Below are 24430 nucleotides of genomic sequence, written 5' to 3' on the forward strand. Positions count from 1 at the left end.
ACCCAGAATATCGCTACCAGCAGCATGGTGATGAGCCCGAATTTGTACCACCTCGAGTCATACCACTCCGACATGTCGTAGTCCCGGCCGCTTGCTTTGGCGTGACCCGACGTTCCTAGTGTTGTTGCCATGTTGTTTCCTCCTGTTGCCTTGTTTCGTTGATCAAGTGCTGCGCGCTCTACCGGCTTATCCTGCCCCTTCCGTTCCTGAACTTACCTCTGTTCCTGAACTACTCTACGCCGGTGGAAGCTTCGATAATTTGTTGCTGTCCTTCAATCTGGTGTTGCTCGATACTTCAGGTGTTGCTTATGCTGCGGATGTTGCTCGATACGGCCCAACTTGTTTCATCTGTTTCTCTATGTCTGCGTTTCTGAATACGGTGTTACTAATACGTTACATACCCATAACCCCATAAAGACTATCCCCGAAGATGCCCTAAGTCAAGCAGTTTGTCGGGACTACAATAGAGCATCTTGTATAGCAATTTCCATGCCAAAAATGTTGGGGTTTACATACATTCTTCGCTCATACTGATCTTTATTTGAAACTTAAAAAAAGTAAAATTTGAATTCAGTCTGTTACCGCAAAACTGCATAAGCAGCATCGGCTCAGCTTCTGCTACGGTCGTGCATTGTTATTTCCGCAAGCATATCCCGTGCCAGAATTTTATATATATTTGATATCAATAACTTGTAACTTATTCTCGAATTTTACGCAAATAGCTGTAAAAAAATCCGACATTTTGAGTAAATAGCTAGGCATGGATGAGCCTTGAATACCGCTTTTCATGCCGCGGATCATATCCGCCTTGAATTGTTCCAAGTACGGTATGCTTTGTTTGGATGTGCGCGCAACGATTACAATTTTTTTGGCCTCCTTTTGACCTCTGTAGACCGCCAAAACGGGCTGCCAAAAACCCCATGGACGAGAAACGAGCAGAACAACACTGAATGCGCGTAAAGGTTTTATTTATCAAGCAGGCTGGACGGATCTTTGCTCAATGTTCAAGTTGCCGTTGCGCCGAATCAGCAAGAACCTGGCATGCTGTATTTCCACGATTCTTGCAACGCCAATAAACTCAAACGCGTTTTCAATACACTCTTACCGGCATGCCCATCGTACGCGTCGCGCTTGATGTTCCCCTGAATATTCTGTTCGATTATCTTGCACCGGATACCGAGATAACGGCGCAAGATATCGGCAGGCGCGTGCGCGTTCCCTTCGGAAGAAATACGAAGACCGGGTTGATCATGGAAGTGACTACTCACTCTTCTGTGGACCCCGTCAAGCTCAAGCATATTACCCATATATTCCGGGATATTCCCTCTCTGCCCCCCGCATTGCTTGATCTATTTCATTTCTGTAGCGAGTACTATCATCATCCTCTGGGGGAGGTAGTCATGAATGGGCTGCCGACCCGGCTGCGCAGCAATAAACCTTTTACGCAAAATTTTCCATCTGCATTTCACTATTGCCTCACCGCAGCGGGGCGCGCCGCTGACACCTCAGCGATTCCGGCCCGCAGTATCGTCAAACGAAGACTTTTAGCAAAACTGAGAGAATCGGGTTCGATGACCGCCAGTGAGGCAAAGCAATTTTCGCAGCGGGCTCCCAAGGCCCTGAAGGAACTGGCAGCGCTCCGGTGGGTTGAAGAAATACCCATTATTCCTTTCGAAACTTCGGCTTCCGGTGTCAAAACAGCGCCGGTGCCCATCCTTACCCCCGCGCAGCAAAATGCCATCAATGTGATTGCTCCAAAAATAAATGCGTTCAACACGTGGCTGTTGCACGGGGTTACCGGCAGCGGGAAAACCGAGGTATACCTGCGTCTGATTTCGCTGCTGTTGCAACAAGCGAGGCAAACACTGGTGCTCGTTCCTGAAATCAATCTGACACCACAGTTAGAGGCCGTCTTCCGTGCGCGCTTTCCCGCGGTAAAGCTAGTAAGTCTCCATAGCGGGCTCAGCCCTTCCGAACGTGCCGCCGGCTGGCTGCAGGCGCAGCAGGGCGATGCTGAAATAATATTGGGTACTCGCCTGGCGGTATTCACGCCATTGCCAAAGCTTGGGCTGCTGATAGTGGATGAGGAACAGGACGCCTCATTCAAGCAACAGGATGGCTTGCGCTATTCCGCGCGAGATATCGCCATCTTTCGTGCCAAATATGCCGGTGTGCCGGTAATACTTGGCTCCGCCACCCCGTCGCTCGAAAGTTATTACAACGCCATGTCCGGCCGCTATCTCCGGTTAGGGTTGCCGTCGCGTGCGGTGAAGAACGCTGTCCTGCCGATGGTCCGCTGTATCGACACCCGAGCTGTAAAAACCAAAGAAAGCTTCTCCGAGCCTGTGATCGCCGCTCTTGAGAAGTGCCTTTCGTTAAACCAGCAAAGCCTGGTTTTCATCAACCGGCGTGGTTATGCGCCGGTGCTGCTATGCAAGTCATGCGGATGGACGGCGGTCTGTCACCGCTGCGCCAGCCGCCTGGTCGTGCACCTGCGTGAGAAAAAATTGCGTTGCCACCATTGCGGCCATCAGGAACGATTTCCCGGCTTCTGCCAGGAATGCGGGGATCAGGACATTGCCCCCTTCGGGCATGGCACCCAGCGGGTGGAGGCTGCGTTGATCCAACGTTTTCCCGACGCCCGAATCATGCGCATAGATCGCGACAGCACAAGCCGAAAAGATGCATGGGGGCGAATGCTGAAAGATATTCAGGAGCACCGCGTCGACATTCTGGTTGGGACGCAAATTCTCGCGAAGGGGCACGATTTTCCTAATTTGTCGCTGGTGGTCACCCTGAATTCCGACGCCTCGCTGTTCAGTACGGATTTCCGGGCCTCGGAGCGCCTGTTTGCGCAATTGATGCAAGTCGCGGGCCGAGCCGGACGTGCCGATATACCCGGAGAAGTACTGATTCAAACCGAGTTTCCGGACCATCCGCTGTATCACGCACTACGGCAGCATAATTATGACCTGCTCGCACAAACGCTGCTGGAAGAAAGAAAGACGGCGGGGTTCCCACCATTCGTCTATCAGGTTTTATTGCGTGCCGAAGCGTCCAGAATCGATGCCGCGCTGGATTTTCTCGCCAGTGCGGCATCGATAGCGAAGGCGCCGAAGCAGGTCGAAGTATTCGATCCGGTGCCGGCGCAAATGTCACGCCTGAAGGGAATGGAACGCGGCTATTTACTAGTACAATGCAGGTCGCGTAAAAAATTGCAGGAATTCCTTGCCGGATGGCGGATAAAACTCGACGCACTTCCCAGCTACAAAGTGCGATGGACCTTGGACATAGATCCGCTTGAGTTCTGAACCTGAATGATCTTTTTTACCACCACCCCAAGAAACATTCCTGCGGAACATTCTTTGCTGACCTTGTTACGGATACCGGAGATCACAGATTCTCACGTGCTTCGACGTAGCGGATGGCTATAGAAGGTCCCGGGCAGGTCTTTTGATTTATACTCGTCATTTTCAACCCCTATAACGAAGAACGGCCTGGCAAGGCCATGCACTTCCTTGCACTTCCATTCTGATGAGCGAAACAATGGCAGCCTCAAAAAAGACCGGCACACCGGTTGAAAAAAGCATGAACAAATGGTCGGGCCGATTCAGCGAACCGGTTTCCGAGTTGGTGCAGCGCTACACCGCCTCGGTGAGTTTCGACCGGCGCCTGGCGGAATACGACATTGAGGGATCTCTTGCTCACGCCCGGATGCTCGCAGCGGCAAACATTATTGACGCGGATGACCTGGCGGCCATCCAGCTTGGCTTGGGCCAGATCCGGGAGGAAATCCGCTGTGGCGAATTTGTCTGGCTGCTGGAACTGGAGGATGTACACCTCAATATCGAGAAACGCCTGACTGCCCTCATTGGCGATGCCGGGAAGCGGCTGCACACGGCAAGATCACGCAACGACCAGGTGGCTACCGATATACGGCTCTATCTGCGCGCTTCAATCGACGACATTATCAGCCTCATCCATGCGATGCAGCGCGCGTTGCTGGATCTCGCGGAAAAACATACCGATACGGTGATGCCGGGTTTCACGCATTTGCAGGTGGCGCAGCCGGTCGTCTTCGGCCACCATCTCATGGCATATTTTGAAATGCTGAAGCGCGATGTCGAACGATTATCTGACTGCCGAAAGCGCGTGAACAGATTGCCGTTGGGCGCGGCAGCGCTGGCAGGGACCAGTTATCCGATCAACCGTGACAGGGTGGCGCAAGAACTGGGGTTCGACGGCGTTTGCGAAAATTCGCTGGATGCGGTTTCCGACCGGGATTTTGCCATCGAGTTCTGTGCCGCTGCGGCACTGATCATGACACATCTGTCCCGATTATCCGAGGAACTGATTTTATGGATGAATCCATCGTTCGGCTTCATCGATCTCGCCGACCGGTTCTGCACCGGTTCGTCCATCATGCCGCAAAAGAAAAACCCCGATGTGCCGGAGCTGGTACGCGGCAAGACGGGGCGCGTCAACGGCCACCTGGTTGCACTGCTTACCCTGATGAAGGCGCAACCGCTTGCTTACAACAAGGATAATCAGGAAGACAAGGAACCCTTGTTCGATACGGTAGATACGCTCACTGACACGCTGCGTATCTATGCCGACATGCTGACAGGGGTTCGTGTCAACCAGGATGCAATGTATAAGGCCGCGATGCGTGGTTATGCCACTGCGACCGACCTGGCGGATTACCTGGTGAAAAAAGGGCTGCCTTTTCGTGAAGCGCATGAATCCGTCGCGCAGGCGGTGCGCTTTGCCGATAACAGCGGGCGGGACCTGGGCGCACTTACCCTGCCGGAGTTGCAACAATTCTCGCCGCTCATCGAGGACGACATCTTCGCTGTGCTGACCCTGGAAGGCTCTGTCAACAGCCGCAACCATATCGGCGGAACGGCGCCGGCACAGGTAAGCGCGGCCATCGCCCGCGCACGGAAATGTCTATCCTGATAAAGCGGCCCTTCAAGCGGCCACCTGCTACTTATGCCTGCCTGGTCTGAAATCTCGGCACAGATCAGTCGCTCCACCGGTATTCCATTCGCCGTCGAAACCATTTCTTCCGTTGGTGGCGGCTGTATCAATCAAACGCATCGGATCGAAGGCAACGGCCAGCGATTTTTCGTCAAACTGAATAATGCCGAAAGCCTGGCGATGTTTGATGCGGAAGCGGCAGGTCTCCAGGAAATCCACAATACCCGCGCGTTGCGCGTTCCCATGCCGATATGCCGGGGGAGAAATACATCCGAGGCATGGCTGGTGCTGGAATATCTGGAGATGGGCAGGGCTACTCGCGGCAGCGCGGCAGCTCTGGGCGCGGGGCTTGCCGCCATGCATCATTTTACTTCCGGAAAATTCGGGTGGACGCGCGATAACACGATCGGCGCCACCCCGCAAATCAATCAATCCTGTGCCGACTGGATTGAATTCTGGCGCAGACACCGCCTGGGTTATCAATTGCGGCTCGCCGGCGTGAATGGCTACACCGGAAGACTACAGGCGCAGGGCGAGCAACTGTTGGAGAAACTTCATTTCTTTTTTCCAGGACCGCAACCGGTTGCGTCACTATTGCATGGCGACTTATGGAGCGGCAACCATGACTTTGATGACGCAGCCCGGCCAGTGCTATTCGACCCAGCTGTGTATTATGGCGATCGCGAGACGGATATCGCCATGACCGAACTTTTCGGCGGTTTCTCCGAGGCGTTTTATGCCGCTTACCGGGAAGCCTATCCGCTTGACGCCGGCTATGAAACGCGTAAAACGCTTTATAACCTCTATCACATACTGAACCATCTCAATCTGTTTGGCGACGGCTATCTCCATCAGGCACAGCAAGCGATCAGCAGGCTGCTTGCCGAAGTCAACTAACCGTTAACTCATTTTACCTGTCGAGATGAGTCTGGAATAATAGTCCGGCATGCTCTCGCATTCGATGGAACTGAATATACTTCCAGCTTTCCTCTGCTACGCTCAGTTCCGCTCCATATGAAGCCAGGAAAGTCGGGGCATCGACGACGTCATAGGCTATCCGGTGCGCATTGGTATCGATGAATCGCTTGAGCTCGCGGGAGTCGTCCGCAGTGACCCATCGGGCCAACTGGTACTTGGCAGGCGCGAGCCGGGCATCGACGCCATATTCATGCTTGAGCCGGTGTGCTACCACCTCGAATTGCAAAGTACCTACCGCACCCAGCAGCAGCGTCCCGCCCCAATGAGGACGAAACACCTGAATCGCACCCTCCTCGCCCAACTGTGCCAATCCCAATTTGAGCTGTTTGCTACGCATCGGATCGGCGAGCTCGACCGTCTGGAAGATTTCGGGCGCAAAAAACGGCAAGCCCGTGAATTGCAATCGCTCGCCTTCGGTCAGTGTATCCCCCAGCTGCAGTGTTCCATGGTTAGGGATCCCGATGATATCGCCGGGATAGGCGATATCGAGCAAGTCGCGCCGCTGGGAAAGAAACGACACCACGCCGTTGGTGCGGATATCCTTACCGTTACGCACAATCCTGAGGTTCATGCCGCGATCGAACCGACCCGAGCATATCCTCACAAAGGCGATGCGATCCCGGTGAGCTGGATTCATGTTAGCCTGAATCTTGAACACCACCCCTGAAAATCTGGGTTCACCCGGTTGCACCTGCCGCTGCAAGGCCATACGCGATCCGGGCGGCGGGGCAAGATTAACCAGCGCATCAAGTACTTCTCGCACGCCGAAGTTGTTGATGGCTGAGCCAAAAAATACCGGGGTCTGCTGGCCGGCGAGAAAGGCTTCATGGCTGAATTCGGGTGAAGCGCCGCGTATCAGTTCGATTTCCTGCTGCATGATAGCGGCGCCATCCGCAAAGCGTTCTTCGAGTACCGGGTTATCCAGCCCCTTGATGATCTCGTCTTCATCATCCAGCCTGTCGGACCCAGGCTGAAAAACGCGCATGCTATCGCGCTGCAGGTCGAATACGCCTTTGAAGCTGCGGCCCATGCCCATCGGCCAGGTAAAAGGCACGGCGGCCATGCCCAGCGTTTGTTCGATTTCATTGATAAGATCGAGCGGTTCACGTACTTCGCGATCCATTTTATTCACGAAAGTGAGAATGGGCGTGTTGCGTGCACGGCACACCTCCAGCAGACGCAGTGTCTGGGCTTCGACGCCATTGGCGGCGTCGATCACCATCAGCGCGGCGTCAACGGCGGTTAGAACGCGATACGTGTCCTCGGAGAAATCCTGGTGGCCGGGTGTATCCAGGAGATTGATGACGCAATCGCGGTACTCCATCTGCATCACGGAACTGGCCACCGAGATACCTCGCTGCTTTTCGATCTCCATCCAGTCGGAGGTGGCGTGCCGGCTCGCCTTTCGCGCCTTGACGCTGCCTGCGATATGAATGGCGCCCGCAAACAACAGCAACTTTTCGGTAAGCGTCGTCTTACCGGCATCCGGATGAGAAATTATGGCAAACGTGCGACGCCGCGCCACTTGCTGACCGACCATCATGAGGTTTCCTTATGCTTGTGATTCGAGAGGCGCTGCTGGGTCTTGTTCCTGGGGATAAAGATAACAGTGCGCGGTATGCGTTGGGCTGAATGAACTTGCCGCCGGGTAAATTTCGCGGCAAATTGGCATGACGTGAGGGCAACGAGGATGAAAGTGACAACCGGACGGCGGGTTGGCGGGTGAAGGCAGGTCTCCGTGGAGCCGGATAATATGACGTTTCGATTCAAGCTCGATCACGGGAATCGCCGACATCAGAGCCTGGGTATATGGATGCCTGGGGCTGATCAAAACTTCGTCCACGCTTCCCCGTTCTACAATTCTTCCAAGATACATTACCGCCACTTCATCCGCGAGATATTCAACTACTGAAATATTATGAGTGATGAATAGATAGGCCAATCCCAGATTGTCCTGCAATTCGTTCAACAGGTTCAGAATCTGGGCTTGAACCGATACGTCCAGTGCGCTGGTAGGTTCATCGCACACAATCAGCTTGGGGTTAACGGCCAGAGCACGTGCGATGGCGATACGCTGACGCTGGCCGCCGGAAAACTCATGTGGATAACGCCATTTTGCTTCCGGCGGCAACCCGACACTTTCCAGCAGGGCATCGACTTGAGGCCGCTTCGCGATATCAGGTCGATGCGCCGTATCGTTTGCTTTGCTGTCTTCGACATTCAGGGCATTCATGCCCTCTTCGATAATGTCGACAATGCGCATCCTCGGATTGAGCGATGAATACGGGTCCTGGAATATAAGCTGGAATTCAGAACGTAATTTCCGCAACCGTTTGCGTTCCAACCCAACCAATTCGAGCCCGTTATAACGCACGCTGCCGCTGGATAACGGGATCAGTTGCAGGATACCCTTGCCGACTGTCGTCTTCCCGCAGCCCGATTCTCCCACCAACGCCACCGTCTTGCCCAGGCCAATTTCCAGCGACACGCCATCTACCGCTTTGACATGCCCCACCACCTGTTTCATCAAGCCCTTACGGATGGGAAAGTAGACTTTCAGGTCAGTGGCGGACAACAGGCATGAATGGGAAACATGAGATTCTGGATTCGATATGATCTGGATATTGGACTCATCCGCGCGCCCGGAGTTCAGCGCCAAGACCTCCGGCTCCGCATCCCTTAGCCCTTGCTCATTAACTTGTGATCCCAGGTTCTGATTAAAAAGATGGCACCTGACGTGATGTTCGCCGGCCAGCGCCGCCCACCCCGGCGCCACGTCATGACATAACCCCCAGGCCTGATCACAGCGATCGGCAAAACGGCAGCCTACGAATTCGCGTGACAATGGCGGCACATTTCCGCTGATCGCCGCCAACCGCAAGCCCTGCCGGCGTCTATCCCGCCCCGGCAGCGAGGCAAGTAATTTTCGCGAGTAGGGATGCGCAGGCTCGCGGAAAAATTCTTCGCGCGTTGCTGTCTCTACCATTTCCCCTGCGTACATTATTCCCACCCGATGCGCCATTTCTGCCGCCACACCGAGATCGTGAGTAATCAGCAGGATAGCCATCCCCTCACGTTGCTGCAAATCACGCATGAGATTGAGCACCTGGGCCTGAATGGTAACATCGAGAGCAGTAGTCGGCTCATCGGCGATGAGGAGCTCTGGTTCACCCGCCAACGCCATTGCTATCATCATTCGCTGCTTCATCCCGCCCGAAAACTGGAAAGGATATTCATTCATGCGCTGCGATGCGTCGGGGATTCCTACCTCATTCAAAAGTTCGTATATGCGTTTTTGCGCAGCCGCGCCGCGTAAATTGAAGTGCCGCCGCAGGACCTCGCCAATCTGCTGTGCGACCGTCATTACTGGATTCAGGCTCAGCATCGGCTCCTGGAAGATCATGCTGATGCGCTTTCCGCGAATACTGCGCATCGCGGTCTCCGGCAGCAGCAGAAGGTCCTCTCCATCGAGCTTGACAGAACCCGCTACGATTTCACCTATCTCTGGCAGTAACCGCATGACGGACAAAGCAGTCATGGACTTGCCACAGCCGGATTCGCCCAATAGGGCGAAAGTCTCGCCTCTCATGACTTGCAGCGTAAGCCCGTCCACGGCCCGCACCAGCGCTGCCTCCGTATGCAGGATGGTTTCAAGGTTGCTGATTTGCAGCACGGCGCTCATGAGGAAAGGGGGCCTTCGATTCCAGCGGAAACCGGTTTGGCTTTCGGCGCTTTCCCGGTTTTTTTGCGCCGCAATGTGCCAATTTTTACCGACAGGGTTCTCACGCGTGGGTCAAATGCATTCTGTACCGCATCGGCAAATAGATTAGCGCTCAACACCAGCGCGAACATGAAGCTGAAAGCCGCGAGCAAGGCCCACCATACCACCGGCTCACGCGCCATTTCCAGCCGCGCGGCATTGATCATGGTCCCAAAACTGATCGTCGACGGATCAACCCCGACACCGACGTAAGACAATACGGCCTCCGCGAGAACCAGGCCGCTGAAATCCATGACAGTCGTAATGAGCACGATATGCATTACGTTAGGAAGAATGTGCCGGCTGATAATGCGCCAATGGGAAACACCAAACGCGTGAGCCGCCTGTATATACTCCATTTCGCGCAACTTCAATGTCTCGCCGCGCAGTAGACGGCACAGGCCGGTCCAACTCGTAACCCCGAGTATGATGCAGAGAAACAGCAGGCGCAGGTCCGCCCGCGCGGCAATTGTATCGAATAGCTCAGGGCGGGTCTCGATATAAACCTGCATCATCAGTACCGCCGCTGCGATGAGCAAAACACCCGGAATCGAACTCAGCGTCGTATAGAGGTATTGAATCACATCATCTATCCACCCCCGGAAGTAGCCCGCCGTAATACCCAGAAGCAGCGCAAAAGGGAGCATCATCAACGTAGTCAGGGTTCCGATCACGAGTCCGGTACGGATGCTTTTGAGCGACTGGTAAAAAACGTCCTGTCCTACCTTGTCGGTACCTAATATGTGGTAATTTCCGCACAATGCCAGCGCGGCACCGCTGAGCAATAGTATCAGCAAGAGCACGATAGCCACTGCATTCCATGGGATTGCGGTAGCGCCACGCGAGATGGCGGAAAGCGTCGACATGAAGGTCTCGCCACTGCGGCGCGCCACCCAGGCAGCCAGCGACGCCAGCAGCAGGCACCAGAGGAGTAATCCCAGGCCTCCGCCCGCTCCGGCTCTCGACACAACGTCGGTGATAAGCTGCGCTTCGGGATCCTGCAAATGCGCTCCGCCGAATTTCAGCCGGGGAAATTCCCGTGTTTGCCTGCCATCCGGGAGCTCCACTGTTTCTCGAGCGTAAAGGTGCGCGGCAAAGGGCGCTGAATAGGTCTTTTCCACGTGTACGCGCAGCGGGGTGGCGATCAGATCGAGCAGACTCAACACTTCCACGCTGTATGCCTGCTCACCGGCGCCGCTGTTGGCGTTTCCCACAGCGGGACGTAAATGCACCGTATCGAGTAACCCGATAATGATAAAGAACATCAATACCGTGAGTGCTGCCATGCCGCTCGCACTGTGACTCACGCGCCGCCATGGCACAAGAAGGTGCGGGCTTCGCCGTACATGCCAGACAAATACGAGTACTACTGCCACAAGCAGATAGACCAGCGCGTCTGTCCAGAGAACTACAGGTTTAAAAGCCATGTCTGGTTTACCGGAGCAGCATTATTCCAGCCTTACCCTGGGGTCAACCACGGTATAGGAAATGTCCGTCAATATAAGGCCGACGATATAAAGCAACGATCCCAGAAAGACCATCGCCCGCACTACCGCGAAATCCTGCGAATTGATGGCGTCGATCGTATAGCTGCCCAAGCCGGGGATACCGAAAAACGATTCGGTAATGAGGCTGCCTAAAAATAACAGGGGGATCACCACCACCGCCCCCGTGAGTATCGGAATCATGGCGTTTCGGAGTACGTGCCCGAACAGCACGAAACTTTCCGGCAGACCCTTGGCACGGGCGGTACGGACATAATCCTTGCCCATTTCTTCCAGAAAAATGGTACGGTACCAGCGCGTGTTCGCTCCGGCGCCGCTAATGACGCCGATAATGACCGGAAGAATCAGGAACTTGCCGGCATCCAGTCCCTGTCCATATCCAGAAATCGGCACCAGGTGCCATAATTTGCTGATCAGGAATTGTCCGCCGATTATATAGAATAAGCTGGAGATCGACATGAGCGCGACGCATAGTACCACGCCCCAGAAATCCACGTAGGTAGCCCGAAAAAAAACCATTATCAGCGCGAAGACGATGTAAACGCCCAGCCCCAACAGAAATACCGGCAATGCGATGGCCAGGCTGGGCACCATCCGTGTTCTGATTTCATGGGCAATATCACGCCCGTCGTCGGCAGGGCCGAAACGAAAAGCGAACATGGCAGCCGACTTCTCGAAAAAGATAGTATGCGTAAATTTTGCAAATCCATCCTCTGCATGGTTAAACATCAGTGGCTTGTCATAGCCACGCTCCTGCTTCCACTTGTTGATGGCCTCGGGCGTCACACGCTTGATACCCAGTTGCATCCGTGCCATATCATCGGGCGTATTCACAACGAAGAATAACGTGAAGGTGATCAGGTTGACGCCAATGAGAATGGGGACAGCGTAAAGCACCCGCCTTACAATGTAATTAAGCATTTAAGCGCGTGACCTCGATATCTTCATTTGGCCCGGCACGCCTTATACCGGCGTTCCGCTCCTTGCGGCGATAAACGATTGCAGCGGGAAGCAGGCTGATAGCGAGTATGATCAATCCCCCACCGATAGGCCACAGTACCGGCTTATTCCATTCGCGCCGCTTCTGGTTCCTCACTTCGGCATCGATGCGAAAGTATTTGACATTATTGTTCGATAATCTGTTCGGTTTGACATTGCCATACCAGGAGTGATAAAGCCCGTAATCCTTGGGATGATAGCCCCACAGCCAAGGCGCATCATGACGAAGAATATCTACCATCCTGTCGATGATGTGCTGGCGCCTGGGGCCATTCTCCATATTCTTCATCTGATCGAAAAGGCGGTTATATTCGGGGTTGGAGTAATTGGCGGCGTTTTCACCTTCGTTACCCACCTTCTGCTGGGGACCATGCAGCAGGAACAAAAAATTCTCCGGATCGGGGTAATCGGCATTCCAGCCCCACTCGAAAATTTGAGCGTTGCCCTTGCGAATCTTGTCCTGAAAACGGTTATAGTCGGTACTTCGAACCACGAGCTGGATATTGAGTTTCTGAAACTGTTTGCGCATCCAGTCGAGACTGGATTTGTCCTCCGCCCCGCGGGCGGTCACATCGAAATAAAGCACCAGCGGCTCGCCTGTCTTTCTGTTCATGCCGTCTGGATAGCCGGCCTCAGCCAGTAGTTTTCTGGCCGCTTCAATCGGTTTTCGCTGCGCCCGTCCGTTCACCCAGTCATACACGACTGGATTCATTCCTTCTTTTCCATCGCGGTGTCCTGCAATACCAGGCGCGATAGGGCCCTGCGCCGGAATGCCGCGGCCATTGGCAAATATGGAAACATACTCTTCATAATCGACCGCGATGGAAATGGCCTGGCGCAGCTTTCTGGCAGACTCGCGCCCGTGCTTATCTGTTCCGCCCACTACCGGGTCCAGCATATTGAAGCCCAGGTAATTCGTGGATGCCGCCACCGCCGTCTCCAGACGAATACCCTGCTCTTTCATCGCCTCGGTCACTGTTGCTTCGCCCTGCCCACCCGTCAGTTGGATCGCCTGATCGAAACTATCGGAACCGATTGCGGATGCGTCGTAATAGCCTTGCAGGAATTTGTTCCAGCGGGGAATACTTTCCCTCTCCCGGCTATATATCACCTTGTCGATAAAAGGCAGCAGCTCTCCCGCGTCCCTCAGCAATCCCGCGTCCACATCACCGGGCATGCCTTCGGTCGGATAAGCCTCGCCATGAAAATTGGGGTTCTTCTCCAGTATCATCACACGGTTGGGATCGTTCTCGGTGAGCATATAAGGCCCGGTGCCCACCGGATACCAGTCGAGAGTGATATTTTTTTCCGATAATCCGCTTTGGCTGTAAAAACGCTCCGCTTCCCAGGGAATGGGAGCAAAAAAAGGCATTGCCAGCCAGTACATGAATTGCGGGTATTTACCCTTGATCTTGATGCGATAGGTGTAAGGCCCCAGTACCTCCGCGCCCTCAAGAGGATAGCTACTCAGATCCAGATAAGTATCCTTGCCCCCTTCCTTGAACTGCGCCTCGGCGGCGGCCTGTAGCGTCGCGGAATATTCCTTGAGTCCAACAATGTAATCGGACATCAAGCCAAAAATGGGCGAATGCAGCCTAGGGTGTGCCAGCCGTTTAATCTGAAAAACATAATCCTCGGCAGTCAACTCGCGGGAACCGGTATCCCGAAGATCGCCCAGTTTATGAATATCAGCCAGAGCCTCTACAGTGAGATCATGATAGCGATAATCTCCCCGTTCATTTCTGGCGAAAGCAGGATGAGGCTGATAACGAATACCAGGCTGGATGGAAATTTCATAAATCGTATAAGCGATTTTTTCTGCGTCGGCATCGGCATGCAAATGTACGCCGTTCTTGTCGAGATATTGCGCCACCGGCATTCCCGCCGCCGCTGATGGGATCAACTGGTAGGGGCGTTTCAAATAATGATATTGCAATGGCGGCTCATAGATCTGCGCCGTGATGAGTATTTCGTTGGAACTATAGGATTGCACCGGATCGAGATGCTTTGGACGCTCTGCAAATGCGGCATAGAGAATATTTTTTTCCGAGTCGGAGACCGGATAGGGATTGTTCCATGGATTGCCGCTGCAGGCGCAGATAAAAACGGCGAACGAGGCCAGCAGGTATTTAAGGAGTCGTCGAATAACTCCTCCGGGAGGAACGGTTTCGGCAGGATCGGGCGAGGGATAATTCATGAGTACCGCCGAAAAAGAGGCCGTGGTTCGCTGCTAACATAATGGTCATGCCATAGCGTGTAACGCGATGAACACCCGATTTTACCGTAGATTACAAGGGACGGTGCGCATGGGCAGGTACGGGAGGCGACCTGTTGCAGCAGGTTTTTGCCAAAGTCCCCTACCACGCGGAATGCGCCATTCGCTTTTGGACTTGCTCTTCTTTGGGATATTTCATCCTGAAAAGCGATCGTCATGTTTCCCGCTTGCGAAACCGGAGACGTACCGAGACGTGTCTCGATATCCGTAAGTACAGCTTTCATCGATGCGATTGTATAGCGCAGAGATGGTAAAGAACTGATCGGCACCCAGGCGGCATTTGATGATCTTACAAGGATGAAAGACTTGAAGCTATAATCCAAAGTCCGGCAGTTGACTGGTTTTTTCAGCTTGACGCGCTTACCCGCAACAGCCTTTCGTGTCACTCGATCCTTTATGGTGCTTGCTGCCAGGACCCATTTCCGGATTCAGGACCATTCCGCCATTCAACCTTCGTAAGGTATATTACATGACACTTCTTGCCGATAAACGCATTCTCATCACCGGACTACTGAGTAATCGTTCCATTGCCTACGGCATTGCAAAAGCGATGCATCGCGAAGGCGCGCAACTGGCTTTTACTTATCAGGGAGAAGCGGTGCGCGAGCGGGTTCAAAAAGTAATTGCGGAGTTCGGCAGCGATTTACTTTTCCCGTGCGATGTTTCAAATGATAACGAAATTGCGCAATGTTTCGACGACTTGGGAAAACATTGGGATGGCCTTGACTGTATCGTCCATTCCATAGCCTTCGCTCCGCGCGAGGCACTAAGCGGGGATTATGTCGAAAGCGTAAATCGCGAGGCTTTCCGCATAGCCCACGACGTGAGCTCCTACAGTTTCACTGCCTTGGCGAAAGCTGGAATACCACTGATGCAAGGCCGGAACGGCTCGCTTCTCACACTTACCTATCTGGGTTCGACAAGGGTTATGCCGAATTACAATGTTATGGGATTAGCCAAAGCGAGCCTTGAGGCGAATGTGCGATTCATGGCTTCCAGCCTCGGTCCCAAGGGGATACGGGTCAACGCGATTTCAGCAGGCCCGATCAAAACCCTGGCAGCGGCTGGAATCGGCAACTTCGGAAAACTGTTGAGCTATACCGAAAAAGTATCACCGCTACGGCGTAATGTTTCCATTATGGAAGTCGGAAATGTCGCGGCTTTTCTGTGCAGCGATCTGGCAAGCGGTGTTACCGGCGAGATTACCCATGTCGATGCGGGGTTTAACACAGTCGCATTTGATATCATGTAGCCGCTGACCGCGGCTTGCTTTCTGCTACTTCTCCAGGTTCTCGTTACTCACCGATACCTCATACCGTTTCCTGACCCCGGCCAGATAAGCCGAGAGCTCCTCCTGGGCAATCAACTGCTGCAATTGTCTGGCAAAAGCTTGTTGTTGTGCTGCCTCCGGCGGGGCTGGTTTGGTGACATGCTCGACGCGAATCAAGGTAAAACCGCCTTGGGGATTCGCAATCCCGGTATAGGACGGGAGTTTTGTCGCGTCGGCCTTGAAAACCGCCCGCAGGGTTTCGTTGTCAAGACCATGGGGCTCCTTGCGGGAAATCTGCTGGGTAGCGCCCCACTTGACGGCCCCGTCTTTGCCCTCCTGCAGTTGCGCGAGCTTCTGCTTTCCCTCATTGATAGCCGCCTTGTCAGCTTCCTGCCGCGCGATAAGCCCGGAAATTTTATCCTTCAACTCCGTTATGGAGAGCGTAGTCGCTGGCCGGTAATTCAATAGCCTCGCTGAAACCAGCGTGTTCGGCGAAACTTCGACTGCCTCGGTGTTGCGTTTATCCTTGATGACATCGTCCGAAAAAGCCGCTTGCAGCAGTCTTTCGTTGGTGAAATAAGGTGGCTGGCCGCCGTTCCTTCCAGTCCAGTCGCTCTGCTGTATGGATAAGCCGAATTTCTCGGCGGCGGGCTGCAAGCTATCGCTCTGCTCATATACCATATTGCTGAATTCGTCCGCCATTTCGCCGAAAACCTTCTCGGCTTTCTGTTTCTTCACGTCCTGCTCAACCTGACCTCTTACCTTGTCGAAACTGACCGGTTCCGCGTTCTTGATGGCGGAAAGCTGGATGATATGAAAACCATGATCCGTCTCGACCACCTTGCTGATCTCATCCAGCTTCATCTGGAAAACCGCGTCTTCAAAAGACTTGACCATCATGTTGCGCGCAAAGAAGCCGAGGTCACCGCCTTTGGCCGCGGAACCCGGATCCTGGGAATATTCCCTGGCAAGATCCGCAAAGCGTTCCGGTGCTTTTTTAATTTCCATAAGCAACTGCTCAGCTTTGGCTCGTGCGGCCGCTCGCTCTGATTCCGGCGCCGTTGCGGGCGCGCTCAGAAGAATGTGGCTCGCCCGACGCTCCTCGGGTTGCCCGAACTCACCCCGGTGCTCGTCGAAGTACTTCTCCGCTTCATCAGTACTGACATGCGATTGTTTAATGAGCTCATCCAGCGATAACACCAGATACTCGAGCCGTACCTGTTCCGGCAATTGAAATTCTGCCTGGTGACTGTCATAGTATGACTTGATGGCTACATCATCAGGTTTGATATGGCCCAGAAACTGTTCCGGCCGTATTTGAACCAAGCTAACCTCGCGCTTTTCTTCACTCAACCGAAGGACCCGCTCCGCTACCGTATCGGAAATGAAGCCGCTTTCGCTGTAAGGCGCGATCAACTGCTGGCGCATCAGTTCCTGGCGCACCCGTGCTTCGAACGCTTGCGGACTGAGCCCCTGTCCACGCAACAGTTCTTCATAGCGCGGTTTGGAAAATTTTCCGTCTTCTTGAAATGAAGAGATACTTTGTATTGTTTCCACAAGCTGGGCATCCGGTACAGCCAATCCCACACGAGATGCTTCATGCTTCAGTAAGCGCTGCTGAATGAGCCCTTCCAATATTGCGGATCGCACTTCGGGTTTATCCAGCAGGGCCTCGTCAAAGCCCGCTCCCATCGAAGCCCGCATGGTGTCCTTCTGATTGCGCACGGCCTGATCGAATTCCTGGCGAAGGATCTTTTCGCCGGCTGCGGACGCAACTTGATCTTCGCCCTCCTTGCTTTGATATGATTCGAGGCCCCAGAACAGGAACGGCAGCGTGGCGAGCGCCAGGATGACCTGGACGATTCGTCTTTTTTTATGGACAAAATCAAACATTGATGGACAGAAAATGAATAAAAAAGGCGAACTTGCGTTCGCCCTGGTTTAAGCCAAAATCTGGCGGAGTGGACGGGACTCGAACCCGCGACCCCCGGCGTGACAGGCCGGTATTCTAACCAACTGAACTACCACTCCAACGATCAAAAAGCTACTGGTGGGTGCTGACGGGGTCGAACCGCCGACATTCGCCTTGTAAGGGCGACGCTCTACCAACTGAGCTAAGCACCCCGATTTAAAGGACGCTAGTTTACTGCATCCTTGAGCGCCTTGCCAGCGCTGAATTTCGGTACCTTGGTAGCTTCAATTTTGATAGCTGCGCCAGTGCGGGGATTCCGGCCGGTGCGGGCCGCGCGCTTCCCCACTTTGAAAGTTCCAAATCCAACCAGGGTGACACTTTGGCCTTTTTTCAAAGCCGCTTTAATAGCAGACAACGCACCGTCCAGCGCATTTCCCGCAGAGGCTTTGGAAATGTCGGAAGATTTGGCGATGGCATCGATAAGTTCGGATTTATTCACGTGATTCCCCTTTCGTTATTGTTAAAGAGTTACAAAAACCCTGCAATCGGTTTTATATCAAGCCGCTTGTGCTTGGTCAAGCAATTGTAAAAATATTTCAGAGAACGTTTCATACTACATTTTACGCAGGAATCTTATCCAAAATGAAAGGCCGAAAATAAATATGGTCTATACAGCTTGCTTTCTGCCCCATCGACTGACATGAGGCAGAAATCTTTAGTGCTTGATAACAACGCTCGCTACGCCCCCTTCGGCCGCAACCGGACCAGGAGCGGATACGGGTGAGGCGGAGGGAAGCGGTTCCGGTTTGCGCTCCAAGGCCAGATCCAGGACCTGATCTATCCATTTCACCGGATGAATATCCAATCTATTTTTAATGTTTTCCGGAATTTCCGCCAAGTCCTTGACGTTATCCTCCGGGATCAGCACCGTTTTTATGCCGCCGCGATGCGCCGCCAACAGTTTCTCCTTGAGGCCGCCGATAGGCAGGACCTCACCACGCAACGTAATCTCCCCTGTCATTGCCACAGCCGCCCGAGCCGGAATACTGGTCAGAGCCGATACCATCGCAATGCAGATGCCGATACCTGCGCTCGGGCCATCCTTGGGTGTCGCGCCCTCGGGCAAGTGAATATGAATATCGTTCTTCTGATAAAAATCGTCGGCAATACCCAAGGCTCGTGAGCGACTGCGCACTACCGAGAGGGCTGCCTGAACCGACTCCTGCATCACCTCACCCAATTTTCCGGTTGTGATGGTTTTCCCCTTGCCAGGCAACACCACAGCTTCAATGGTTAATAGTTCGCCCCCCACTTCGGTCCATGCCAGACCCGTAACCTGTCCTACCTGGTTTTTTTCTTCCGCAACGCCATATGTGTAGCGTCTTACGCCCAGATATTTGTCGAGATTCCGTCCTGTGACCGTAATCTTCTTTTGATCACTTTTCAGCAGTAATGCCTTCACGACTTTACGGCAAATTTTCGAGATTTCCCGTTCCATTGCCCGCACGCCGGCCTCACGCGTGTAATAGCGCGTAATATCGCGCAGGGCAGACTCTGATACTGCCAGTTCGTTTTCCTTCAATCCATGGTTTTTTATCTGTTTAGGCAGTAAATAGCGCGTGGCAATGTTCAGTTTCTCATCCTCCGTATAGCCCGACAACCTGATTACTTCCATGCGATCAAGCAGCGCCGGCGGTATATTCAGCGTGTTCGCGGTGGCGACAAACATGACATCGGACAAGTCGTACTCAACCTCGATATAATGGTCCACAAAAGAATTATTTTGTTCTGGATCAAGAACTTCCAAAAGTGCAGATGAAGGATCGCCACGAAAATCCATACCCATCTTGTCCACTTCATCCAGTAGAAACAAGGGATTCTTGACGCTCACCTTGGTCATGTTTTGCAGTATCTTGCCGGGCATCGAACCGATATAAGTGCGGCGATGACCGCGTATCTCGGCCTCGTCACGAACACCGCCCAGTGACATACGCACGAATTTGCGGTTGGTAGCACGCGCAATGGATTGTCCCAACGAGGTTTTGCCCACTCCGGGAGGGCCTACCAGACAAAGAATGGGCGCTTTCAATTTATCCACACGCTGCTGCACAGCCAGGTACTCGACGATTCGCTCCTTGACCTTCTCGAGCCCGTAATGATCCTGCTCAAGCACGACCTCGGCAGCACCGAGGTTCTTGCTGATTTTGCTCCTTTTTTTCCACGGCAGCGCGACCAGCGCATCGATATAATTGCGAACTACCGTGGCTTCCGCCGACATCGGAGACATCAATCGGAGTTTTTTCAGTTCTGCCTCTGCCTTGGCGCGAGCTTCCCTGGACATCTGGGCTGCTTGTATTTTCTTGTCGATTTCTTCCAGATCGGCGCCATCTTCACCCTCGCCCAACTCCTTCTGGATAGCTTTCACCTGCTCGTTGAGATAGTAGTCCCGCTGGCTTTTCTCCATCTGACGCTTGACGCGTCCACGAATGCGTTTTTCCACCTGAAGTATATCGAGTTCAGTTTCCAGCAACCCCAGCAGATGTTCCAGGCGCTTCGGTACATCGAAAATTTCCAGCACTTCCTGCTTTTGCTCAAGTTTCAAGGGCAAATGGGCAGCAATTGTGTCAGCAAGACGCCCTGCTTCATCTATGCCGCTAAGCGAAGTCAGTATTTCGGGAGGAATCTTTTTATTGAGCTTTACATACTGGTCGAATTGAGCCAGCATCGCGCGTCGCATTGCTTCAACTTCATGATTATCGATAGCATCCGGAGGCAGCAATGCTGCCTGACCGGAAAAATACGTGCCGTCGTCGGTTACGTTGATAATGCGTGCGCGGCGGCCGCCTTCCACCAGCACCTTGACGGTACCGTCCGGCAATTTGAGCATCTGCAGCAGGTTTGCAACGGTGGAGACGCCGTAGAGATCCTCCGGCGCCGGCTCGTCCTTGGCTGCAAATTTCTGAGCCACGAGCAAGATGCTCTTGCCGGATTCCATGGCGATTTCCAGCGCTTTTATGGATTTAGGCCTTCCAACGAAAAGAGGAATGACCATATGCGGAAAAACGACGACATCGCGCAACGGTAACAGCGGTAATGAAATTTGAGTAGGATCGTTCACTGGAGAAGACATGTCGGCTCACCTATAAGAGACAAACAAGAGTTATGGGGACGCCGCGGAGAAATTCAACGGACAATGCAAATACGGGACGTGTATTAACAGCTCTTGGCTACCTTCGGCTTATCTGAATAGATCAGGATGGGTTTGATATCGCCATTGACCGAACCATGATCGATTACTACCTTGGCAACATTTTCCAGCGATGGAAGATCGAACATCGTGTCCAGCAGAGCACTCTCCAGAATGGAACGCAAACCACGCGCCCCGGTCTTTCGCGCCAGCGCCTTCTTGGCTATTGCTTTCAGGGCCTGCTCGCGGAATTCGAGATCGACGCCCCCCTCCATGTGAAACATTTTCTGGTACTGCTTGATGAGCGCGTTCTTTGGTTCGGTCAATATTTGAATCAACGCCGACTCATCCAGTTCTTCCAGCGTTGCAACCACGGGCAGACGTCCAACGAATTCCGGTATCAGGCCATATTTGACCAGATCTTCAGGCTCTACGCCTCGTAATACTTCGCCGAAGTCCTTCCGTCCGTCGCGGCTTCTCACATTGGCGCCAAAACCTATCCCTCCCTTTTCGGATCGGGCGCGTATTACCTTGTCGAGCCCATCAAAAGCACCGCCGCAAATGAAAAGAATGTTGGTGGTATCCACCTGCACAAACTCTTGATTGGGATGTTTTCTACCCCCCTGGGGCGGTACCGAAGCGATGGTCCCTTCGATCAATTTCAACAGGGCCTGCTGTACGCCTTCCCCTGAAACATCCCGTGTAATCGACGGGTTGTCCGATTTGCGCGAAATCTTGTCAATTTCATCAATGTAGACTATCCCCTGCTGCGCCTTTTCTGCATCGTAATTGCATTTCTGGAGCAGCTTCTGAATGATGTTTTCCACATCCTCGCCGACGTAGCCTGCTTCGGTCAGCGTTGTCGCGTCGGCCATCACAAAAGGCACATCAAGCAATCGCGCCAACGTCTGCGCGAGCAATGTCTTGCCCGAACCTGTCGGCCCGATAAGCAGAATATTGCTCTTCGCCAGCTCGATTTCATCGGCATCCGTCGCCTTTGCCAGGTTTCTCAGCCGTTTGTAATGGTTGTAAACCGCTACTGACAGGATCTTCTTCGCCTGTTCCTGGCCAATTACATAGTGATCGAGGATCTGGCAAATTTCATGCGGCACCGGCAAATCCGACTTCGTAAGCTTGGCAGCTTCAGCGCCTTGTATTTCCTCACGAATGATGTCATTGCAAAGCTCGATACATTCATCGCAAATGAATACCGATGGGCCGGCAATGAGCTTCTTCACTTCGTGTTGACTTTTGCCGCAGAAGGAACAATAAAGCAGTTTTTCACCGCCAGTTTTCTCTGACATAGTTTTATCCCGCATTATCCGAGCCGTTGCGCTCGTAGACCAGCAATCACTTCCACCCTATCTTTTTCAACTCGTGCTTTCACTCCTGGAAGTTAGCACAGCATCGATCAAGCCGTATTTCGCCGCCTGCTCGGCACTGAGAAAGTTATCCCGGTCTGTGTCTCTCTCGATAGTCTCTATACTTTGGCCGCTGTGCTTCGCCAACAACTCATTCAGCCGGTGTTTTAGAAACAGAATCTCTTTCGCATGTATCTCAATGTCTGAAGCCTGCCCCTGGAAGCCCCCTAACGGTTGATGGATCATAACGCGCGAGTTGGCGAGGCAGAAGCGTTTACCCTTGGCGCCGGCCGTCAGCAACAGCGATCCCATGCTTGCCGCCTGCCCTATGCAGAGCGTGCTGACATCGGGTTTAATATATTGCATGGTATCGTAAATCGCCATCCCGGCAGAAACCAAGCCGCCAGGAGAATTAATATAAAAATGAATATCCTTGTCCGCGTTTTCAGACTCCAGAAACAGGAGTTGTGCCACGATCAGGTTCGCGGAGCCCTCGGTAACCGGGCCCACCAGGAATATGACCCGCTCTTTCAGCAATCGAGAATAGATGTCGTATGCGCGTTCACCTCTCCCACTGGTCTCGATCACCATGGGAATCAGGCCCAACCCGCTCGGCTCGAGACTACGCTGCTTCCAGTCAAGTTGCTGCATTATGATCTTCCCATTAGCTCATCCAAAGTCACTGATTTATCCGCCACTGCGACCTTCTCCAATACCCACATCACGACGTTGTCTTCCAGCGCTGCCGACTCGACCTCATTAAGACGATCCGGCACGGAATAATGCCATTTGATCACCTCCGCCGGATTTTCGTAACTCTGCGCGAGATCCTCTACCACCGCACGCACCTGCTCGGGCTTTGGATGCAGGCCGTGGCTTTTTACCAACTCCCCCAAAATCAATCCCAGGTTGACGCGCCGTTGCGCTCTTTCCAGAAGCAAATCCTCAGGCAACGGCAAGTTCTTGGCGCTCAGGCCGCGCGACGCCAGTTCCTCTCGCGCTTCCTGCATCAAGCGCTCCTGCTCCATCTCCACCAGGGCCTTGGGAGCCTGGATGCTGGTTGCATCAAGAAGCGCCTGCATGACCTGTTCCTTAAGTCTGGTCTTTATACGCCGGGACGCCTCACGCCTGAGGTTGGCCTCGATTTCGACGCGCATTTTTTCAATATCGCCATCGGCGACACCCAGCGATCTGGCGAATTCCATATCGGCATCGGGTAGTCTTGAAGACTCCACCCCGTTTAAAGTCACCTCAAATACGGCAGTCTTTCCGGCGACCTCTTTACCATGATAGTCTGCCGGAAAGGTAACTTCAAATGTTTTGACCTGTCCAGCACTCATGCCGATCAGCGGTTCTTCGAAGTCTTTGAGTAACGTTCCTTCGCCCAGCACCAAGGTAAAGTTCTCGGCTTTACCTCCTGCAAACTCTACGCCATCGATGCGGCCATGATAATCGATATTGATGCGATCGCCCGATTGGGCCTCCCGTTCCGCAGGTTCGTATTGAACGCGTTGTTTGCGCAAAACCTCTACCGTATTATCAATATCGGATTGCGAGATATCGACCACGGGCCGTTCGACGCGAATGGCACTCAAGTCTCCCACAACTACGTCTGGATAGACCTCAAATGTCGCGCTGAATTCAAATTGGGTCGCATTTTCTGCCGGCTGCCTGGGTTCGAAACGAGGATAGCCAGCGATTCTGAGGTTTTTCTCGCGCACAGCCTCGCTGAAATTCTTCTTCAGCACATCGCTGATCACTTCCTGTCGCACCTGCGGGCCATACTGCTGCATGACGATTTTCAGCGGCACTTTTCCCGGCCGAAAACCGGGCAATTTCGCCGTGCGTGCCAAATGCTTCAAGCGGCTTTCAATTTCCGTCTCGATTTTCTCCTGAGGAACCGAAACGTTAAGGCGGCGCTCCAGCGCACCAAGGTCTTCGACATTCGTTTGCATTGCATTTCCTGACTGGTTGATAACATTGTGCAGCGTTAGCGACCAGGGGGAACGCGACAGCCGTCAAGATGCGCTATCGCTCAGACCGCTTACAACTCCCTGGTGCGAAAGGGGGGACTCGAACCCCCACACCTTTCGGCGCCAGAACCTAAATCTGGTGCGTCTACCAATTCCGCCACTTTCGCAGGCCGCTTTTTTTCATTGGTACCGAATAATTATACCTTTTTCTTTCAGCTACAGCAGCCTGT

At 53.4% G+C, this 24430-nt stretch carries 15 protein-coding genes and 3 tRNA genes; 4 read left to right on the forward strand and 14 right to left on the reverse strand.

All coding sequences use genetic code 11. The features are described from left to right. The first annotated feature begins 1109 nt into the window (after positions 1–1109). From BLP78_RS05955 to BLP78_RS05965, 3 genes are all read left to right on the forward strand, one after another. Positions 1110–3311 (forward strand): primosomal protein N', encoded by a 2202-nt coding sequence (locus tag BLP78_RS05955; RefSeq protein ID WP_090457539.1) that lies wholly within the window; start codon positions 1110–1112, stop codon positions 3309–3311. A 235-nt stretch (positions 3312–3546) separates the two neighbouring features. Beyond that, positions 3547–4959, forward strand: coding sequence for an argininosuccinate lyase (gene argH / locus BLP78_RS05960; protein WP_090457783.1), 1413 nt, complete (start codon positions 3547–3549; stop codon positions 4957–4959). Positions 4960–4992: 33 nt separating this feature from the next. Beyond that, the gene (locus BLP78_RS05965; RefSeq protein ID WP_090457541.1) at positions 4993–5877 is read left to right on the forward strand and encodes a fructosamine kinase family protein; all 885 of its coding nucleotides are present in this window, start codon (positions 4993–4995) and stop codon (positions 5875–5877) included. A gap of 13 nt (positions 5878–5890) precedes the next feature. Here the strand turns inward: BLP78_RS05965 and BLP78_RS05970 are convergent, their stop codons facing one another. Genes BLP78_RS05970 through BLP78_RS05990 form a run of 5 tightly spaced genes read right to left on the reverse strand, consistent with a single transcriptional unit; the run spans position 5891 to position 14419 of the window. Then, positions 5891–7501 carry a peptide chain release factor 3 gene (locus BLP78_RS05970; protein ID WP_090457543.1) on the reverse strand — a complete coding sequence of 537 codons (1611 nt, stop codon included), beginning with the start codon at positions 7499–7501 and terminating at the stop codon, positions 5891–5893. 9 nt (positions 7502–7510) lie between these two features. After that, complete coding sequence (locus BLP78_RS05975; RefSeq protein WP_090457545.1) at positions 7511–9640, reverse strand: ABC transporter ATP-binding protein; 2130 nt, start codon at positions 9638–9640, stop codon at positions 7511–7513. Continuing rightward, positions 9637–11145 carry an ABC transporter permease gene (locus BLP78_RS05980; protein ID WP_090457547.1) on the reverse strand — a complete coding sequence of 503 codons (1509 nt, stop codon included), beginning with the start codon at positions 11143–11145 and terminating at the stop codon, positions 9637–9639. Before BLP78_RS05980 ends, BLP78_RS05975 begins: the two co-directional genes overlap by 4 nt. A gap of 21 nt (positions 11146–11166) precedes the next feature. After that, positions 11167–12144, reverse strand: coding sequence for an ABC transporter permease (locus tag BLP78_RS05985; protein WP_090457549.1), 978 nt, complete (start codon positions 12142–12144; stop codon positions 11167–11169). Further along, a complete protein-coding gene (locus BLP78_RS05990; RefSeq protein ID WP_090457551.1) occupies positions 12137–14419 on the reverse strand; it encodes an ABC transporter substrate-binding protein in 2283 nt (760 codons plus the stop codon). The genes BLP78_RS05985 and BLP78_RS05990 overlap by 8 nt, the downstream gene beginning before the upstream one ends. 547 nt (positions 14420–14966) lie before the next feature. Between BLP78_RS05990 and BLP78_RS06000 the strand changes: the two genes are divergently transcribed. Continuing rightward, a complete protein-coding gene (locus BLP78_RS06000; protein ID WP_090457785.1) occupies positions 14967–15749 on the forward strand; it encodes an enoyl-ACP reductase FabI in 783 nt (260 codons plus the stop codon). A 24-nt stretch (positions 15750–15773) separates the two neighbouring features. On the opposite strand, the gene BLP78_RS06005 is transcribed toward BLP78_RS06000, so the two are convergent. The 9 genes from BLP78_RS06005 to BLP78_RS06045 form a co-directional block, all read right to left on the reverse strand. Beyond that, positions 15774–17660, reverse strand: a complete 1887-nt coding sequence (locus BLP78_RS06005) for a SurA N-terminal domain-containing protein (protein WP_090457555.1) — start codon at positions 17658–17660, stop codon at positions 15774–15776. Positions 17661–17721: 61 nt separating this feature from the next. Beyond that, a tRNA-Asp gene (locus BLP78_RS06010) sits at positions 17722–17798 on the reverse strand. Positions 17799–17815: 17 nt separating this feature from the next. Beyond that, positions 17816–17891: transfer RNA gene (locus BLP78_RS06015), tRNA-Val, on the reverse strand. Positions 17892–17905: 14 nt separating this feature from the next. Next, positions 17906–18178, reverse strand: a complete 273-nt coding sequence (locus BLP78_RS06020; protein WP_025041659.1) for an HU family DNA-binding protein — start codon at positions 18176–18178, stop codon at positions 17906–17908. 216 nt (positions 18179–18394) lie between these two features. After that, positions 18395–20809 (reverse strand): endopeptidase La, encoded by a 2415-nt coding sequence (gene lon, locus BLP78_RS06025; protein WP_090457558.1) that lies wholly within the window; start codon positions 20807–20809, stop codon positions 18395–18397. A gap of 83 nt (positions 20810–20892) precedes the next feature. Continuing rightward, positions 20893–22170 (reverse strand): ATP-dependent Clp protease ATP-binding subunit ClpX, encoded by a 1278-nt coding sequence (clpX, locus tag BLP78_RS06030; RefSeq protein WP_025041661.1) that lies wholly within the window; start codon positions 22168–22170, stop codon positions 20893–20895. Between the two features lie 66 nt (positions 22171–22236). Further along, positions 22237–22878: an ATP-dependent Clp endopeptidase proteolytic subunit ClpP gene (gene clpP, locus BLP78_RS06035; RefSeq protein ID WP_090457560.1), complete on the reverse strand. Its 642-nt coding sequence runs from the start codon at positions 22876–22878 to the stop codon at positions 22237–22239. Then, complete coding sequence (gene tig, locus BLP78_RS06040) at positions 22878–24182, reverse strand: trigger factor (protein ID WP_090457563.1); 1305 nt, start codon at positions 24180–24182, stop codon at positions 22878–22880. The genes clpP and tig overlap by 1 nt, the downstream gene beginning before the upstream one ends. A gap of 100 nt (positions 24183–24282) precedes the next feature. Continuing rightward, positions 24283–24367 (reverse strand) — tRNA-Leu (locus tag BLP78_RS06045). Positions 24368–24430: the final 63 nt, after the last annotated feature.

The sequence above is a fragment of the Nitrosospira sp. Nsp1 genome (assembly GCF_900100985.1).
Taxonomy (GTDB): domain Bacteria; phylum Pseudomonadota; class Gammaproteobacteria; order Burkholderiales; family Nitrosomonadaceae; genus Nitrosospira.